The sequence below is a fragment of the Lentibacillus saliphilus genome (assembly GCF_019093865.1).
Taxonomy (GTDB): Bacteria; Bacillota; Bacilli; order Bacillales; family Amphibacillaceae; genus Lentibacillus_B; species Lentibacillus_B saliphilus.
Window position 1 is genome coordinate 73,666 of the sequence record NZ_JABJXD010000001.1, and the last position, 15,360, is coordinate 89,025.

Below are 15,360 nucleotides of genomic sequence, written 5' to 3' on the forward strand. Positions count from 1 at the left end.
ATAATGGTCTTAGGAATATTTATAGTGTGCCACGATAGGCGCGAATACATTACAAAAATACACTTTTTTAGCTATTCCTTTCTAGTTTTGTCGACTATGAAGGGATTTAAATCGTTCTATCGAATGTAACAATAAATGAAGAAAGGGGAAGTGATTATCGTGACAATACCCGTATTAAAAAAAGAGGAAAGAAACGGCGTCGAGACGTCACAATATTTACAAACACTCCTTGAGATGACGAATCGCTTAACGATGGCAGAAGAAACAATCACGGAAACCTTTGACCGGAAAATTGATGAAGCGTATTATGCCTTGCAATATCGTATTTCAACGGGCGCACTCATTGTAAATCGTCTCGAAACGATGTCAGGGGAAATTTATCCACTTAACCATGCTAAATAAATGAAAACATGCTATAATGATAATGAAGAAGTGTTAAAAGGCAGGATTTTTATGGAACAATTAAAGGTAAAAACAGAACAACTAAAAAAAGAACTCAATCGCCTTAAGCAGATGTATGAGCAGAATAACCCACCAGAAGATTTTAAGGATAAACAATTCTTTCTATGGATGAAAGCTGATTCTACTCCAGTTTATGATATGCTCGCTGATTGGGAAACGACTGCTCTCAATGTCGTTCAGCAACAGGACATTAACCTTCACCCACAACAGGTTGTTTCAACTCGCGAAAACATGGAGCTTTTGCTTATGCATAGCTACTATAAGGATGCAAGACAGAAACGCTATATGGAACTTTATCAGTCAATTGAATACATCTTCGACCAATTGCTTAGAAGTTTGAAAACAGGGAGGACGCCATGAATAAACATGATTTAGTTCAAAAAGCAGCAGAAGCGATGCAAAAGGCTTACGTACCTTATTCTAATTTTTCTGTCGGAGCAGCGGTCATGACGTCGTCTGGTCACATATATACAGGCTGTAACATTGAAAATGCAGCTTATCCTGTAACGTGCTGCGCTGAACGTGTAGCAATATTTAAAGCAATTTCTGAAGGCTTTACAGACTTTAAGCAGCTGGCAGTTATTGCTAATACGGAGCGACCTGTTCCTCCATGTGGATCTTGTCGTCAAGTCATGAGTGAATTTTTTGCACCTGAAACAGAAATTCTTCTAGCTAATGGAAACAAAGATGTCACAGCTTTAAAGATGGAGGAGCTCTTACCTTATTCATTTGAAGCAAATGACATGAGCCATGAAACATGAGCATCCTACATTTTGAAAAAACAATAAGAGGCTGGATAACAGCTTCTTATTTTTAATCGTGATCAATGTGTATCGGATTGGATGTCCGTTTCACGATCGGGACAAATACGCCCTTCTAAGAAAGAAAACTGTACGTTATACATAAACCGAAATGTCGGAAATAAACTTGTACTATAGAGGAATGTAGAGATTCTTTGTAAAAATAATGAGGTGACATGTGATATGACAATCAGTGGTACAAAATTAACTGGAAATGATATTTTAGAAAAAGATTTTAAAACAGGACTTAGGGGCTATAACCAAGAAGAAGTGGATGAATTTCTTGATGTGGTCATTCAGGACTATGAAGCTTTTCAACAAGAAATTGATCGATTAAGGCAAGAAAATGACCGTCTGAAAAAACAATCGACACCTTCTCGCACGCAAACAACAACACCGAATCATCAAGTGAACTATGACGTGTTAAAGCGACTATCCAATTTAGAAAAAGCTGTATTCGGAAAGCGCAGTAGCGACTCTTAATGGGTGTTATTTTTTCCCATTGGTATATGCTGAGCAATATGATATAATACGTAAGGATACTCACGTAATCGCTGTAGCTTTATGCTACAGAGGAAAGTCCATACTCACACAAGCTGCGATGCTTGTAGTGTTCGTGCTTGACGAAACGATAAGTCAAGGTAGCCACATTGGCTAACGGCAGCGGAAAGATCCTAAGTCATTATGATATGGATGAGTACGCTTGAAAGTGCCACAGTGACGAATCGAAATGGAAACATTTCGAGTGGAACGCGGTAAACCCCACGAGTGAGCAACCCAAACAAAGGTAGGGGCACCCTTCTAGGGAAATGAACCGAACAAGGGACAAGATACGTCTTGTAGACAGATGATTACGCCCGTTGTACGAGGCTGACCACCGTTTGAAGTACGTCGGAACAGAATATGGCTTACCGAGTATCCCTAAGGTCAAATGATAAAACCTACCGTAAATAGTGGTAAGGTTTTTTATTTTGCCATTAAACGTGGTACACTAAAAATGATATTAAAATGAGTTGGAAGGAATTATGCTGGATGAAACAAGACATAACATTAATTGCGACTGCTGCAATGGGTTTGGAATCCGTCGTCGCACAAGAAGTCAAAAATCTTGGATATGATCCTCGAATAGAAAATGGTAGTGTGTTTTTTAACGCTCCCGTCACTGCTATTCCGCGTTGTAACCTTTGGCTGCGAACGGCAGATCGCGTCAAAATACTTGTTGGTCAATTCGAGGCAACGACCTTTGATGATTTATTTGAAGCTACAAAAGCCTTGCCATGGGAAAGGTACATAAGTGAAGATGGAGCATTTCCCGTACAAGGTAAATCTGTTAAATCACAGCTACACAGTGTTCCAGATTGTCAAGCTATCGTTAAGAAGTCAATTGCTGAAAGATTAAAATTAAAATACGGACTCGCCTCGAGAATGCCGGAAAACGGTCCTCTTTATAAGGTTGAGGTTGCTTTGCTCAAAGATACTGCATCATTGACGCTTGATACATCGGGAGCTGGGTTACATAAGAGAGGCTATCGTGTTGGACAGGGAGATGCCCCATTAAAGGAAACGATGGCGGCAGCACTTGTGCTCTTAACGAATTGGAAGCCAGACTTTCCTTTAATTGATCCATTTTGTGGGTCTGGAACAATTCCAATTGAAGCGGCTTTAATCGGACAAAATATCGCCCCGGGCTTTAACCGGGAGTTCGCCTCGGAAGGTTGGAACTTAATTGGTTCCTCAAAGTGGGATCAAGCGTTTCAAGAAGCTGAAAATCTGGCGAATTATGACCAGAAGCTTTCTATTACAGGAAGCGATATCGATCACAACATGGTAAGCATCGCAAACAAAAATGCAATGGAAGCAGGCTTGTCCGATCTCATTTCATGGAAGCAAATGCAAGTTCGAGACTTGTCCATTAAAGAAAATAACGGTTACGTGATAACGAATCCTCCTTATGGAGAACGAATTGGTGACAAGAAAAAAGTTGGCGATCTCTATCAGGCATTTGGTCACGTTATGCAGCAGCATCCTTCTTGGAGTGTGTATGTTTTAACTGCTTTTGATGAATTTGAAGCACGATATGGTCAGAAGCCAACGAAAAAACGCAAGCTATTTAATGGGTTTATTCGAACCGATTATTATCAATATTTCGGGAAAAAAATTAACTAAAAATGGTCTGAGACGTGTAAATAAGTCATAAAGCGGTGGAGACACTGTTTTATGACTTTTATTGTGTCATTCGTTTTTGAAGATATATCGTGTCACAACCCTTGATGCAGTATCGACCGTTTGATTTTATGAGCTAAAAGAGGATATATCATGAATAATTCGCTCATAATACTCTCAGGAGGGATTGTGATGTCACATATTGCGTCAATTGGTTTAGGGGTTCCAGAACACACACTGCCACAAGCAACTGCCAAAAAGATGGTGGAACAATTATTTGTTGATAAAATAGCTGATCTTGATCGGTTGTTATCTGTTTTTGATCATGCTGATATCGACGAACGGCAGCTCGTTGTCGAGCTTGATTGGCTTAAAAAACATGGCGCTTTTAAAGATAGAAATGATGTCTATGTTAAAGCGGTCCTTAAATATGCATTAATGGCAATAGACAACTGTTTAAAACATGATACATATTTAACACAAGATGTACCATATGAAGCGATCGACTTAATCGTATTCGTATCAAGTACAGGCATATCAACACCATCAATAGATGCTCAGCTAATAAATGCACGGCCTTTTAATGAACAAACTGTGCGTATGCCATTGTGGGGACTTGGTTGTGCTGGTGGAGCGATTGGTTTATCACTGGCACATGACTGGCTTACAGCTTATCCAAATAAGACAGCCCTCGTAATTTGTGCTGAGACAGCGAGTTTGACATTTCAACAAAATGATTTACAACCGAGCAATATTGTAGGAACCGCTTTATTCGGGGACGGAGTAGGCGCTGCATTGTTAATCGGAGAACAATCAAAATATGTTGCTCATTGTAAAAGACCGTGCCCATCCATCGTTGATCGTAGCGCTTATACTGTAAAAGACACATTGTCTATCATGGGCTGGAACGTAACGAATAGTGGATTCGAGGTTGTATTTTCCAAGGAAATTCCATCTATGGTCCATACTGTATGGAAGCAACACGTCGAACAATTTTTGCAAACCAATGATTTGAGCAATGAACAGATTCATTCTTATATTGTACATCCAGGTGGTAAAAAGGTACTTAATGCAATGACGGAAGCGCTTCAAATTCCAGCACGTAAACTTTTGCCCTCTCGTGATATTTTAAGACAGCATGGAAATATGTCGTCCGCAACAGTGCTATATGTGTTGGAGAATTGGATGAATACGGGTGTGCCGAATCACGAACGTAGTATCCTTTCAGCTCTTGGACCAGGGTTTAGTTCAGAGTTGTTACTATTGGAGTGGATGTGAAATGCTAGTATGGGTTCAGTTGTTCATCGGGTTTTTAATTCTTCAGCGTTTGGCTGAGCTTCTAATTGCAAAACGGAATGAACGGTGGATGTTGGAGAACGGGGGAATAGAAAAGGGGCAGGCACATTATAAGTGGTTTATTGTTGTTCATACACTCTTTTTTATCTCATTAATGAGTGAGCTGTTGCTTCGTCATGAACAACCGCTTCGTTTCAACGTTTGGCTGTTCGCGTTGTTTGTTGTTGTGCAAATGGGACGCGTATGGTGCATTACGTCGCTTGGACGCTTTTGGAACACAAAAATTATCGTGTTGCCTGGCGTACATCTGATTGATAAAGGTCCTTATAAGTATGTCAGTCATCCGAATTACATCATCGTTGCCATTGAATTAATCGTCATTCCATTACTTGTTGGCGCTCTCTACACAGCCATCGTCTTTCCATTACTGCATTTACTGCTGTTGAAAGTACGAATCCCCCAAGAAGAGGCTGCATTAAGACTCATTAATAAAAGGGCTGACGTTTAAGTCAGCCCTTTTTAACATGTTACTGGCGATGAATATATTTAGCTGCGTACATAAAAGGTGTATCCAGTATTGCAACGACAAACTTAATGATATAAGTCGTCATGAATATTTCTAACCATACAGACCAGTCGTACATACCCCAAAATGCGATCGAGCAAAACACTGCAGAATCAAGTAATTGGCTAATGCCTGTACTCGCGTTATTTCTCACCCATAAAAATTTATCGGAAGGCAACCATTCCCTGATTTTATCGTAAATCCACACGTCAAAATATTGACTGACGATATAAGCAGCAAGACTTCCAGCAGCAATTTGTATGATGATGCCAAATAAATTTTCTAATGACCCTTGAGCAATGTCATCTGCAGCTGGTATAAAACGTAATGCAATCTGCATAATGATTGTCATCATGATCAATGTTGAAAAACCAAGCCATACAGCTTTTTTTGCCTCTTGTTTTCCGTATTTTTCATTTAAGATGTCAGTCGCTAAATAAGCTGTGCCATACAAGATGTTTCCTAACGTTGCTGTTAAACCAAACAGCTCAACTGTTTTCAACACCTGAATGTTGGCGAGGATGGTCGACATCCCGATCCAGACAAATAATCCAGTTTTCCCGAACATACGGTAAAACAGAAGCAGTAGTGAAAAATTCACCAATGCAAACACAATCCATAACCATTCATTGGACATTATTGTTTCCTCCTTAGTTTTGGTAACGCGGGAGTTTGCGAACCGCGATTAAAAAAATCGAACAGAACTCATTATACGTCGATTTCTTGTGGAAAGCAACACGAGAATGAGGCATCAAAAAAAGCGGCAATTAAAATTGCCGCTCGATAATGTTCTGTTTCATATATGGTGTGTATTAGTTTTTAGCAACGTTGGCAGCTTGTGGACCACGTTCACCTTCAACAATTTCAAACGTGACGTTCTGACCTTCTTCTAGAGTCTTGAAGCCTTCTTCTTGGATTGCTGAATAATGTACAAAAACATCATTGCCTTCTTCCAATTGGATAAAGCCATACCCTTTTTCAGCGTTGAACCACTTTACTACTCCATTTTCCATTAATAAGCCTCCTAAAAACTTTCACGTTCCGCCAGTCGTTCGATGATACGATAAAACTCCAAGAGCAATATAGAAGCTTGATCATGATCGTTAAGCGATTGCTATACGTTTATCGTCGAATCAGTCTGAACATACTTAAAACGTGTTAATACAAATCAGATCATGGCATACAAAAAAACACCTTTACAGAAGATCGGATCATTAACAACATCCACTTCCATTGAAGGTGCTTACTTTAATGACGCCATAAATCTTCTTTGCTTGAGTCTAATATAACGTATATGCATATATGAGTCAAGAAATGTCCATTAAATACCAGCTATAATTTGAGAGTATTATCTATATTAATCTTCGCTTCTTAAGATTGGCTTACTTTTGAAAAAAGTATTAAACTAGATTTGTGCAACAGAAAAAAAGTGGGATAAATAAAGAGAGGGGTTTTAGTATGCTAACAGATATTGAAATTGGACAAAGTGCCAAACTCAAGCCAATTCAACAGATTGCTGATGATTTGGGCCTTCAGCAAGAGGATTGGGAGCCTTATGGTCATACGAAAGCTAAGTTATCAGATCAAATTCAGAGTAAACTTGCCGATCGACCTGATGGAAAGATCATTTTAGTGACCTCCATTAATCCGACACCTGCTGGTGAAGGGAAGTCCACTGTAACCGTTGGATTAGGACAAGCTTTAAATAAGATTAACAAAAAGACTGTCATCGCCCTACGGGAACCATCACTTGGTCCTGTTATGGGTATTAAGGGAGGCGCAGCAGGTGGTGGTTACTCACAAGTGCTCCCTATGGAAGACATTAATCTTCATTTTACAGGTGATTTACATGCGATAACGACCGCTAATAATTTATTATCTGCCATCATAGATAACCATCTTCATAGAGGTAATGCCTTAAATATCGATCCAAGACGTGTTGAGTGGAAGCGCGTTATGGATATGAATGACCGTGCATTACGGCAAATCGTTGTTGGATTGGGTGGTGCAACACAAGGTGTGCCAAGGGAAGATGGCTTTAATATTTCTGTTGCTTCAGAGATTATGGCTATATTATGCCTTGCAAATGATATTGAAGATTTGAAAAAACGCTTGTCTGAAATTGTCGTTGGATATACATACGACGAGACACCTGTTCGTGTTAAGGATTTAGAGGTTGAAGGTGCTTTAACCCTTGTTTTAAAGGATGCTATTAAACCAAACCTCGTTCAAACGATAGAAAATACACCGGCTATCATTCACGGTGGACCATTTGCGAATATTGCACATGGATGTAACAGTATTATAGCAACGAAAACAGCTGCTAAGCTAGGGGAATATGTTGTCACTGAAGCTGGATTCGGTGCTGATTTAGGCGCAGAAAAGTTTTTAGACATTAAATCGAGAGCGGGTCAGTTTGATACGGATGCCGTCGTCATTGTTGCAACAGTACGTGCTTTGAAAATGCATGGTGGTTTAGCGAAAGATGCATTAACGGATGAAAATTTAGATGCATTGGAAGCCGGAATGGCGAATTTAGAGAAACACATCGAGACGATTGAATCATTTGGTTTGCCGTATGTTGTAGCCATTAACAAATTCCCAACAGATACGGATGCAGAAGTTGCATTTATTAAATCTTGGTGTGAAGCGAGAGAAGTTGATGTAGCACTTGCAGATGTTTGGGCAAAAGGAGGAGAGGGCGGCATTGAGCTCGCTGAGAAAATCGTTGAAAAAGCCAATTCTGCAACGTCTCAATTGAAGCATGTTTATGAACTTGAAGAAGATCTTGAGACGAAAATTCGTAAAGTTGCTCAAAATGTTTACGGTGCGGATGACATTGAACTGTCCTCAGAAGCTAAAAAGCAAATTGCGTTTTATGAAGCGCAAGGCTGGGGGAATTTGCCTGTCTGTATGGCTAAAACACAATACTCACTTTCTGATAATCCTTCTCTTGTCGGACGCCCTAAAGGGTTCACAGTGAATGTTAGAGAATTGAGACCATCTATAGGTGCTGGGTTTATCGTTGTGTTAACAGGTAATATGATGACAATGCCAGGTTTGCCTGAGAAACCAGCCGCGCTCAATATGGATGTTTTAGAAGACGGCAAAATAACCGGGTTGTTTTAATGAATTACGCGCAACAAATTGAGGCAATTCGTGAGTACGTTGCTCAGTTGTTTCGTAGTGATGTAACAGGTCATGATTTCTACCATATGAAGCGGGTGGCGACCGTTGCTAAGTCGATTGCGATTAAAGAACAGGGAGACGTGTTCATTTGTGAAGCAGCAGGCTGGCTCCATGATGTAGGAGACCGCAAATTGTTTACTGAACCTGATGCAGCGATCTTGGACATGCGACAGTTGCTCAAACATATTGGCTTAAACACTGGTCAAATGAATCAAATTGAATCGATTATAAAAGGCGTGTCCTTTACATCTGGCCAAAAAACACCTGATACCCTTGAAGGAAAGATTGTACAAGATGCTGATCGACTTGATGCAATTGGTGCAATTGGTATAGCACGTACGTTTGCATATGGTGCTGCAAACGACCAACTCATTCATTCTAATGATATGCAAGATGCGACATCAATTAAACATTTTCACGACAAACTATTTAAGCTTTCAGGCTTAATGCACACAACAGCTGCTCGAGATTTAGCACAGCAACGCCATGAGTTTATGGAACAATTTATGGCGCAATTTATGGATGAATGGGTATGAAATTATTGAACAGCCGGGTGCTTACCCGGCTGTGTTTCATATCAAGGCGTATATTTTCAAAGCTAGTGTTGAGGATTGTTTTTCTTTTACGTTAAACTTTTAGGTTATGTTCTAGGCACTTCATTTCAAATGGGATTATTGAACGCGACGCGTACCTAAGTACCGCGTTTTCCAGTAGTTTTCACTGAGGTGACTAACTGAGACGCCTTTAGACACCCCTGCATGTATGAATTTTCCATCCCCGATATAAATTCCCATATGAGACGGGCCTGGTTTATATGTTTCAAAAAATACAAGGTCACCAATTGATCGATTGTTGACAGGCTGAGAAAAATTCCACATGTCACTAACAGTTCTTGGTGTTGTTTTGTTCTGAGACTTAAACACATATTGTATAAAGCCACTACAGTCAAATCCGCCTGGGGACGTACCTCCCCAAACATAAGGTGTACCTAATAAAGATTGTGCTGTCTGGATAAGGCTGGTTACATCATTCCCGCTCTTTTTCTTTACTTCTTTTGTTTCAACAGGCTTTTTTTGTTCGGTTGCTTCGGTTTCTTGTTGAGCTGGCTGTTGATTTGTAGAGACGGTTGATTCTGTGGTGTCTGTTTCATACAACGTTTGTAGCGCAGTTTCAGTCACTTGTGGCATTAATTGAATGTCATGAATGTCCTCAGCTTTTTCAACCGCTTTTGTCGTTAGTGGACCAAACAATCCATCGACTTCGCCTGTATAATACCCGAAATATTGAAGCGTCTCTTGAACGATTTTAACATCTTCACTATTCATGCCTTGCTGAACAGATCCACTCATCGTTTTTAGTTTTTCAACGTGCTTTTCTTTTTCTAACTCTACAATGCTATGCAATGTTTGAAAATCGGCTTCGCCTGTTATTTTGATATTGAGATCTGCTTGGATTTTCTTTAAGGCGTGCTCCGTGAAAATACCGAAATCACCATCGATGTCGTCATCATAGTAATTTAAAAGATTCATTTTGTGCTGTAATATGCGTACTGTCTCACCGTGTTCTCCATACTGAACCTGCTCTGCTTCAAGTAGTATATTGTTTTGCAATACTGGGTATGCATCCACATATACTGAAAACGGTTGACTAAGCATGTAGCTGTATAGGAATGAATGTTTAACCACCTGCTCTACCGTACCATTTAACATGTAAATGTCCCCTTTCTCATAGCTGCTTTCTACTATGTATTCATTTTAAGACCTTCACTTTTCTTAATTTATGTGATGGACGAGTTGATTATCACTGTCTTGTCATTACGTTTGTGTTACAATAAGTTTCAATGAGTACAACATATGAAATGTGATGATTGAGTAGGAGGGTTCATGCATGACAACAGGAGAAAACGGCTATTTAGCCTTATGTCAACACATATTAGAGCAAGGGTGTGAAAAGTCTGATCGGACAAATACAGGTACACGATCTGTTTTTGGCCATCAAATACGGTATAACCTTCAAGAAGGTTTTCCGCTTTTAACAACTAAAAAAGTTCCTTTTAAGCTGGTTGCAAGTGAGCTTCTTTGGTTTATAAAAGGAGATACAAATATTCGCTACCTGCTCAAGCATAACAACAATATATGGAACGAATGGGCATTTAAAAAATGGGTCGAAAGTGATGACTATTCAGGTCCTGATATGACTGATTTTGGCAACCGAAGCTTAAAAGACCCCGGATTTAAAGAGCTTTATGATGCCCAAATGGCTCAATTCAAGGAAAAAATTCTTTCTGATGATGCGTTCGCAAGCCGATTTGGTGATCTCGGCGCAGTATATGGGAAACAATGGCGACACTGGAAAACATCGAGACATGACACGATTGATCAGTTAAAGGATGTAATTGAATCAATCAAAACAAATCCTGATTCAAGACGTCATATTGTATCTGCTTGGAATCCGGAGGACATTCCACAAATGGCTCTACCACCGTGTCATACATTGTTTCAGTTTTACGTCGCTGATGGGAAGCTCTCCTGCCAGTTGTATCAACGGAGCGCGGATGTCTTTTTAGGCGTACCGTTTAATATTGCGAGTTATGCACTATTAACACACATGATTGCGCATGAGTGTAATCTCGAAGTAGGAGAATTTATTCATACGCTTGGCGATGCTCATATCTACCTAAATCATACCGAACAAATTAAAACACAGCTTGCTCGTCAACCTCGCCAGTGGCCAACATTAAAATTAAATCAAGAGCGTTCAATTTTTGACTTTGAAGTGGAGGATTTTATTTTAGAAGGATATGACCCTCACCCTGCTATCAAAGCGCCAATTGCTGTTTAATACATCTTTGTAACTCATCTAAGGAGGCTATATACTATGATTTCTTTACTTGTTGCAATGGACCAAAATCATGTTATTGGATTTGAAAACGATTTGCCTTGGCATTTACCTGCTGATTTACAATTTTTCAAGCAGAAAACAACCGGTCATACGATCGTCATGGGGAGAAAAACGTATGAATCCATTGGTAAAGCATTACCCAATCGTAAAAATGTTGTATTGACACGTCAATCACTTGAAGCAATTGATAATGTGACCGTTATTCACGATATCGCATTAATCAAAGAGTGGCATGACGCCAATCCTGATGAAGAAATTTTTGTTATTGGTGGGGGACATGTCTTTGAACAGATTTTACCGATCGCCCATCGGATGTACATTACAGAAATTGAATCATCTTTTAAAGGCGATACATATTTTCCAAAGTTCTGTAAAGAGACTTGGCAGGTCACATCCAAAGTAAAAGGGGATAAAAATGAAGATAACCCTTATGACTATTGCTTCATTCAATATGACCGACTTTAGTCTTTAAGGGGGGGACGAGAATGAAGGTCAGTGGTGTAATTCTTTCTGGGGGCCAATCATCTCGCATGGGGAAGACAAAATCATTGTTGCCATTAGGTAATCAAACGGTGATTGACCATGTGATGCGTACGATGTGCAGCTATGATGAATGTTTTGTCATTGCGAATGACCTTAAATTATATGCTGGTCTTGAATGTCCAGTTTATCCTGATCATTTCATAGACAAAGGTCCATTGGCGGGACTTGAATCAGCGCTCAGTCATTGTCAGTATGATGTATGTGCCATCGCTGCTTGTGACACACCCTTTGTGCATATGCGCATCTATGATGAGCTCATAGGCCAACTTGAGGACAACGATGCAGTTATTCCTGTTATAGCTGGTCAGATGCATCCATTATCTGGCGTTTATCGAAAATCTGTACACACAGTTGTACGTCAACAGCTCCTGCGTGATGAGCGTCAAATCAGACGCGTGTTTGATCATATTAAGGTTCATTATGTTACTGACTTTAATTCGGTATCAAGAGAGATCGTTGACCAGCATTTTTTTAACATGAATACACCTGAACAATATGAGAGGGCGCTAGAGATATACAAGTTGTGATTGTGATGTTTATTATGTTAAACTAGCTATGAATCATTGATACTTAATATCTATTAACGCTCTCATTCATGATCTTGTTAAATTTTATAAAGAGGATGCGATGACGTATGATACCAAACATAGGAATACCGAGTTTAATTTTGATTTTGATTGTCGCATTAATTATATTTGGCCCATCCAAATTGCCAGAAATCGGTAAAGCGGCAGGGCAAACGTTGCGTGAATTCAAGAAATCAACGCGAGACCTAGCCAATGATGACGATGAGGATGATTCTACTCATACATCTGACAAGTCAAAAAACGCTTAAATGAGATAGAAACATAGGGAGTGGTGGTTATGGGATTGGGAAGCATCGGATTTCCAAGCATGATTTTGATTTTAGTAGTGGCCTTAATTATATTTGGCCCATCGAAATTGCCAGAAATCGGTAAAGCTTTCGGTCATACCTTAAAAGAATTTAAACACGCTACACGCGATCTTATGGATTCAGATCAAGACACAAAAAAACGATAAACATAACACATATGATGAAGGTGTAGGGAGTCGTCAATGCCTTACATCTTCTTTTATGTATAGGGAGAGAGTGAAACCATGTCCGCAAAGTCTAGTGATAAAGACATGAACATCATCGATCATATGACAGAACTGAGGAATCGACTTATTGTGACAGCGGTTGTTTTCGTGATCGCTTTCTTAGTTAGTTTTACGTTTATTAAAGATATTTATCGTTTTTTTGAACAGGATATTGCCTTCAAATTAACGATTACAAGTCCTGCTGATACGATATGGATTTACTTTACGGTCGCCGGCATCGTTGCAATTGCAGCAACCATTCCTGTGTTAGCGTTGCAAGTTTGGTTATTTATCAAACCAGGATTAACAAAATTTGAGCGTAAAGCATCTTTACCATATGTACCGGCTATTTTTCTTTTATTTATTGGTGGCCTTGTTTTTGGGTATTTTATATTCATAAAATTAATTTTACCATTTCTGCTTAGTTTAAATGATGGCATGTTTAATGAGCTGTTTACGGTCGATCGCTACTTTAAGTTTTTATTTCGAGTGACGCTACCGTTTGCTTTTTTATTTGAAATACCGATTATTGCGATGTTCTTAACCAGCTTAGGTGTCATGACACCAGCATTTCTCCGCAAAACTAGAAAATACGCTTATTTCATTTTGCTCATCGTCGGTGCGCTCGTGACACCACCTGATATCGTATTACAAATTACGGTGGCCATTCCGATGTTTATCTTATACGAAATAAGCATTTATTTATCAGCAATCGTTTATCGCAGAAAAGAAAAGAAACACCGTGAATTTATGAATCAAAGCTAGCCCGTTATAGAAGGAGGAAACGGAATAGATGAAGTCTTTTTATCATCACATGATGTCATATCGTGGTAAAAAACCAGCTGATGATGCTGCGCGATTGGCGGATTGGATGTTTCATGACCATGATTTTCCAAAGCACTCTTTGGATTACGATGAAATTAGCCGCTATCTTGAATGGAATAGCCCATTTTCCACTGCGTTATCGCTATTTGATGAATTATGGGCTGTTTACCAATCAAGAGAGCTGTCATAATGAACACCTCAATCGTCGGTTTGTATATCAACGACATCATAAATGGATATACTTCGCTTGTGAGTATTTGTTTGGAGTTCAATACTTTTTGAAGTTGGATCGAGTTTGGTAATGAAACCCGTTTGCCATGAAACGCGATTCACCATATAAACAGCAATTTTGAGTGATGTTTGCGTCTCGTACGCTTGGATGAGCTGATTATTAAAGCGATCAAGCTCCTGAGCATCGAGAATAGGACGCGGCTCTATTTGCTGCTCATCCCATAATTCCTTAAGCATCTTAACATGCTCTGGCAACATAAGCGATGTCCATTTGATGGTGCCTCGATCTTTTAGCATGATGTATCATCCTTTCTTAAAATACATTATATACGAATATACGTTCTCTATCCATAGAAATATATTGATCAAACGTTTGTTTAAAAAAGAAACTGACGAAAACAAAGAGAACTAAAAGCTTTAAAGTTCAGGCTGTTTATATCTTTAACGCTAATGGTATTGGTGCACGGATCCCGTTCATTCGACATCTCGACAGCAAAATGTGGTGAAAAAACCACTTCTATGCGGTTGCCCGGGAAATATTGTAATCTGGTTTATTGTCCCGAACGTTTCTTTTATGCCACACGTACAATAACCTAAAGTACTTGATGAAGGTGGGGGATATGTGTGCCATTTCCAATAAGACGTTCACCAATTAATGCTAATCGTCAGATGCCAGCAAGGTCACCTTATGTGGCTTCAGCGCCAAGCTATACACATAGTGGTGTCAATTATGGTTATCCTAAACAAGGGATCATGCAGCAACTCCTCGGTAAAATATCTGGTTCTGGTGGAAGCGGAGGCGTAAGTGTTGATGGCATGATGAATACACTGAATAACGTTCAACGTGTGTTAGGGGTTATACAGTCAAGTGCCCCTATTGTCCAACAGTATGGTCCATTAATTAAAAATTTGCCCACAATGTATCAGATGTTGAAGATATTAAATGATGCTGACTTAGATGATGAGGCAACTGATGACGAGGCATTGTCGTCTGATGACGTTGATGAACACGATGAAGATGAATCTGTAGAAAGTAATTCAGTGTATGTCGATGATCTTGATGACGAAGAAGATAAGCTGCCAAATGATAAGCATTTATATAAGGGAGAATCTGTTCCTAAATTATTTATTCCACAGTAATTTAAAATTAGAAAATCCCTTTTGTTAGTTTAGGGAAGGCAACCTATTTAAGTAACTGGATGTTCTGTAAAAGCTTCCAATTTATAATGGTGTGTAGGAAATCGTTGTTTAATGAAGCTTCATTTATTAATAACTGGAAATTTA

21 protein-coding genes and 1 other RNA gene are annotated in these 15,360 nt (G+C 39.3%); 18 read left to right on the top strand and 4 right to left on the bottom strand.

Annotated features, from left to right (window positions below):
• Positions 1-159: 159 nt before the first annotated feature.
• From HPC67_RS00415 to HPC67_RS00450, 8 genes are all read left to right on the top strand, one after another.
• Positions 160-402 carry a hypothetical protein gene (locus tag HPC67_RS00415; RefSeq protein ID WP_217585466.1) on the top strand — a complete coding sequence of 81 codons (243 nt, stop codon included), beginning with the start codon at positions 160-162 and terminating at the stop codon, positions 400-402.
• 51 nt (positions 403-453) lie between these two features.
• Complete coding sequence (locus HPC67_RS00420) at positions 454-822, top strand: DUF1798 family protein (protein WP_217585467.1); 369 nt, start codon at positions 454-456, stop codon at positions 820-822.
• Positions 819-1,223 (top strand): cytidine deaminase, encoded by a 405-nt coding sequence (locus tag HPC67_RS00425; protein ID WP_217585468.1) that lies wholly within the window; start codon positions 819-821, stop codon positions 1,221-1,223. Before HPC67_RS00420 ends, HPC67_RS00425 begins: the two co-directional genes overlap by 4 nt.
• A gap of 222 nt (positions 1,224-1,445) precedes the next feature.
• Positions 1,446-1,745: a cell division regulator GpsB gene (gene gpsB / locus HPC67_RS00430; protein WP_217585469.1), complete on the top strand. Its 300-nt coding sequence runs from the start codon at positions 1,446-1,448 to the stop codon at positions 1,743-1,745.
• 56 nt (positions 1,746-1,801) lie between these two features.
• Positions 1,802-2,178, top strand: an RNA gene (gene rnpB, locus HPC67_RS00435) — RNase P RNA component class B.
• A 116-nt stretch (positions 2,179-2,294) separates the two neighbouring features.
• Positions 2,295-3,428 carry a THUMP domain-containing class I SAM-dependent RNA methyltransferase gene (locus HPC67_RS00440; RefSeq protein ID WP_217585470.1) on the top strand — a complete coding sequence of 378 codons (1,134 nt, stop codon included), beginning with the start codon at positions 2,295-2,297 and terminating at the stop codon, positions 3,426-3,428.
• Between the two features lie 189 nt (positions 3,429-3,617).
• Positions 3,618-4,703: a type III polyketide synthase gene (locus tag HPC67_RS00445; protein WP_217585471.1), complete on the top strand. Its 1,086-nt coding sequence runs from the start codon at positions 3,618-3,620 to the stop codon at positions 4,701-4,703.
• Between the two features lies 1 nt (position 4,704).
• On the top strand, positions 4,705-5,229 hold the full coding sequence (locus HPC67_RS00450) for an isoprenylcysteine carboxyl methyltransferase family protein (protein WP_217585472.1): 525 nt from the start codon (positions 4,705-4,707) through the stop codon (positions 5,227-5,229).
• Positions 5,230-5,248: 19 nt separating this feature from the next.
• Here the strand turns inward: HPC67_RS00450 and HPC67_RS00455 are convergent, their stop codons facing one another.
• Positions 5,249-5,923 carry a queuosine precursor transporter gene (locus HPC67_RS00455; RefSeq protein WP_217585473.1) on the bottom strand — a complete coding sequence of 225 codons (675 nt, stop codon included), beginning with the start codon at positions 5,921-5,923 and terminating at the stop codon, positions 5,249-5,251.
• 175 nt (positions 5,924-6,098) lie between these two features.
• Positions 6,099-6,299 carry a cold-shock protein gene (locus HPC67_RS00460; protein ID WP_217585474.1) on the bottom strand — a complete coding sequence of 67 codons (201 nt, stop codon included), beginning with the start codon at positions 6,297-6,299 and terminating at the stop codon, positions 6,099-6,101.
• A gap of 445 nt (positions 6,300-6,744) precedes the next feature.
• On the opposite strand from HPC67_RS00460, the gene HPC67_RS00465 reads away from it, so the two are divergent.
• Positions 6,745-8,415 (top strand): formate--tetrahydrofolate ligase, encoded by a 1,671-nt coding sequence (locus tag HPC67_RS00465; RefSeq protein ID WP_217585475.1) that lies wholly within the window; start codon positions 6,745-6,747, stop codon positions 8,413-8,415.
• Positions 8,415-9,011 carry an HD domain-containing protein gene (locus tag HPC67_RS00470; RefSeq protein WP_217585476.1) on the top strand — a complete coding sequence of 199 codons (597 nt, stop codon included), beginning with the start codon at positions 8,415-8,417 and terminating at the stop codon, positions 9,009-9,011. The genes HPC67_RS00465 and HPC67_RS00470 overlap by 1 nt, the downstream gene beginning before the upstream one ends.
• Before the next feature lie 135 nt (positions 9,012-9,146).
• Here HPC67_RS00470 and HPC67_RS00475 read toward each other — a convergent pair whose 3' ends face one another.
• Positions 9,147-10,184 (bottom strand): C40 family peptidase, encoded by a 1,038-nt coding sequence (locus HPC67_RS00475; protein ID WP_217585477.1) that lies wholly within the window; start codon positions 10,182-10,184, stop codon positions 9,147-9,149.
• Positions 10,185-10,362: 178 nt separating this feature from the next.
• On the opposite strand from HPC67_RS00475, the gene HPC67_RS00480 reads away from it, so the two are divergent.
• The 7 genes from HPC67_RS00480 (at position 10,363) to HPC67_RS00510 (ending at position 14,035) form a co-directional block, all read left to right on the top strand.
• Positions 10,363-11,316 (top strand): thymidylate synthase, encoded by a 954-nt coding sequence (locus HPC67_RS00480; RefSeq protein WP_217585478.1) that lies wholly within the window; start codon positions 10,363-10,365, stop codon positions 11,314-11,316.
• A gap of 36 nt (positions 11,317-11,352) precedes the next feature.
• Positions 11,353-11,841, top strand: coding sequence for a dihydrofolate reductase (locus HPC67_RS00485; protein WP_217585479.1), 489 nt, complete (start codon positions 11,353-11,355; stop codon positions 11,839-11,841).
• A gap of 20 nt (positions 11,842-11,861) precedes the next feature.
• The gene (gene mobA / locus HPC67_RS00490) at positions 11,862-12,446 is read left to right on the top strand and encodes a molybdenum cofactor guanylyltransferase (protein ID WP_217585480.1); all 585 of its coding nucleotides are present in this window, start codon (positions 11,862-11,864) and stop codon (positions 12,444-12,446) included.
• Between the two features lie 107 nt (positions 12,447-12,553).
• A complete protein-coding gene (gene tatA, locus HPC67_RS00495) occupies positions 12,554-12,754 on the top strand; it encodes a twin-arginine translocase TatA/TatE family subunit (RefSeq protein ID WP_217585481.1) in 201 nt (66 codons plus the stop codon).
• Between the two features lie 29 nt (positions 12,755-12,783).
• On the top strand, positions 12,784-12,960 hold the full coding sequence (locus tag HPC67_RS00500) for a twin-arginine translocase TatA/TatE family subunit (protein ID WP_217585482.1): 177 nt from the start codon (positions 12,784-12,786) through the stop codon (positions 12,958-12,960).
• A gap of 78 nt (positions 12,961-13,038) precedes the next feature.
• A complete protein-coding gene (tatC, locus tag HPC67_RS00505; RefSeq protein WP_217585483.1) occupies positions 13,039-13,785 on the top strand; it encodes a twin-arginine translocase subunit TatC in 747 nt (248 codons plus the stop codon).
• Between the two features lie 28 nt (positions 13,786-13,813).
• Complete coding sequence (locus HPC67_RS00510; RefSeq protein WP_217585484.1) at positions 13,814-14,035, top strand: YozE family protein; 222 nt, start codon at positions 13,814-13,816, stop codon at positions 14,033-14,035.
• Positions 14,036-14,043: 8 nt separating this feature from the next.
• On the opposite strand, the gene HPC67_RS00515 is transcribed toward HPC67_RS00510, so the two are convergent.
• A complete protein-coding gene (locus HPC67_RS00515) occupies positions 14,044-14,373 on the bottom strand; it encodes a YolD-like family protein (RefSeq protein WP_217585485.1) in 330 nt (109 codons plus the stop codon).
• A gap of 327 nt (positions 14,374-14,700) precedes the next feature.
• Here HPC67_RS00515 and HPC67_RS15700 point away from each other — a divergent pair, with 327 nt between their 5' ends.
• Entirely contained in the window at positions 14,701-15,216 is a 516-nt protein-coding gene (locus HPC67_RS15700; RefSeq protein ID WP_217585486.1) for a YqfQ family protein, read from the top strand.
• Positions 15,217-15,360 lie beyond the last annotated feature (144 nt).

Coding starts and splice junctions, on each gene's coding strand:
- HPC67_RS00420 (WP_217585467.1), top strand. CDS start 454: ATGGAACAATTAAAGGTAAAAACAGAACAACTAAAAAAAGAACTCAAT.
- HPC67_RS00425 (WP_217585468.1), top strand. CDS start 819: ATGAATAAACATGATTTAGTTCAAAAAGCAGCAGAAGCGATGCAAAAG.
- gpsB (WP_217585469.1), top strand. CDS start 1,446: ATGACAATCAGTGGTACAAAATTAACTGGAAATGATATTTTAGAAAAA.
- HPC67_RS00440 (WP_217585470.1), top strand. CDS start 2,295: ATGAAACAAGACATAACATTAATTGCGACTGCTGCAATGGGTTTGGAA.
- HPC67_RS00445 (WP_217585471.1), top strand. CDS start 3,618: ATGTCACATATTGCGTCAATTGGTTTAGGGGTTCCAGAACACACACTG.
- HPC67_RS00450 (WP_217585472.1), top strand. CDS start 4,705: ATGCTAGTATGGGTTCAGTTGTTCATCGGGTTTTTAATTCTTCAGCGT.
- HPC67_RS00455 (WP_217585473.1), bottom strand. CDS start 5,923: ATGTCCAATGAATGGTTATGGATTGTGTTTGCATTGGTGAATTTTTCA.
- HPC67_RS00460 (WP_217585474.1), bottom strand. CDS start 6,299: ATGGAAAATGGAGTAGTAAAGTGGTTCAACGCTGAAAAAGGGTATGGC.
- HPC67_RS00465 (WP_217585475.1), top strand. CDS start 6,745: ATGCTAACAGATATTGAAATTGGACAAAGTGCCAAACTCAAGCCAATT.
- HPC67_RS00470 (WP_217585476.1), top strand. CDS start 8,415: ATGAATTACGCGCAACAAATTGAGGCAATTCGTGAGTACGTTGCTCAG.
- HPC67_RS00475 (WP_217585477.1), bottom strand. CDS start 10,184: ATGTTAAATGGTACGGTAGAGCAGGTGGTTAAACATTCATTCCTATAC.
- HPC67_RS00480 (WP_217585478.1), top strand. CDS start 10,363: ATGACAACAGGAGAAAACGGCTATTTAGCCTTATGTCAACACATATTA.
- HPC67_RS00485 (WP_217585479.1), top strand. CDS start 11,353: ATGATTTCTTTACTTGTTGCAATGGACCAAAATCATGTTATTGGATTT.
- mobA (WP_217585480.1), top strand. CDS start 11,862: ATGAAGGTCAGTGGTGTAATTCTTTCTGGGGGCCAATCATCTCGCATG.
- tatA (WP_217585481.1), top strand. CDS start 12,554: ATGATACCAAACATAGGAATACCGAGTTTAATTTTGATTTTGATTGTC.
- HPC67_RS00500 (WP_217585482.1), top strand. CDS start 12,784: ATGGGATTGGGAAGCATCGGATTTCCAAGCATGATTTTGATTTTAGTA.
- tatC (WP_217585483.1), top strand. CDS start 13,039: ATGTCCGCAAAGTCTAGTGATAAAGACATGAACATCATCGATCATATG.
- HPC67_RS00510 (WP_217585484.1), top strand. CDS start 13,814: ATGAAGTCTTTTTATCATCACATGATGTCATATCGTGGTAAAAAACCA.
- HPC67_RS00515 (WP_217585485.1), bottom strand. CDS start 14,373: ATGCTAAAAGATCGAGGCACCATCAAATGGACATCGCTTATGTTGCCA.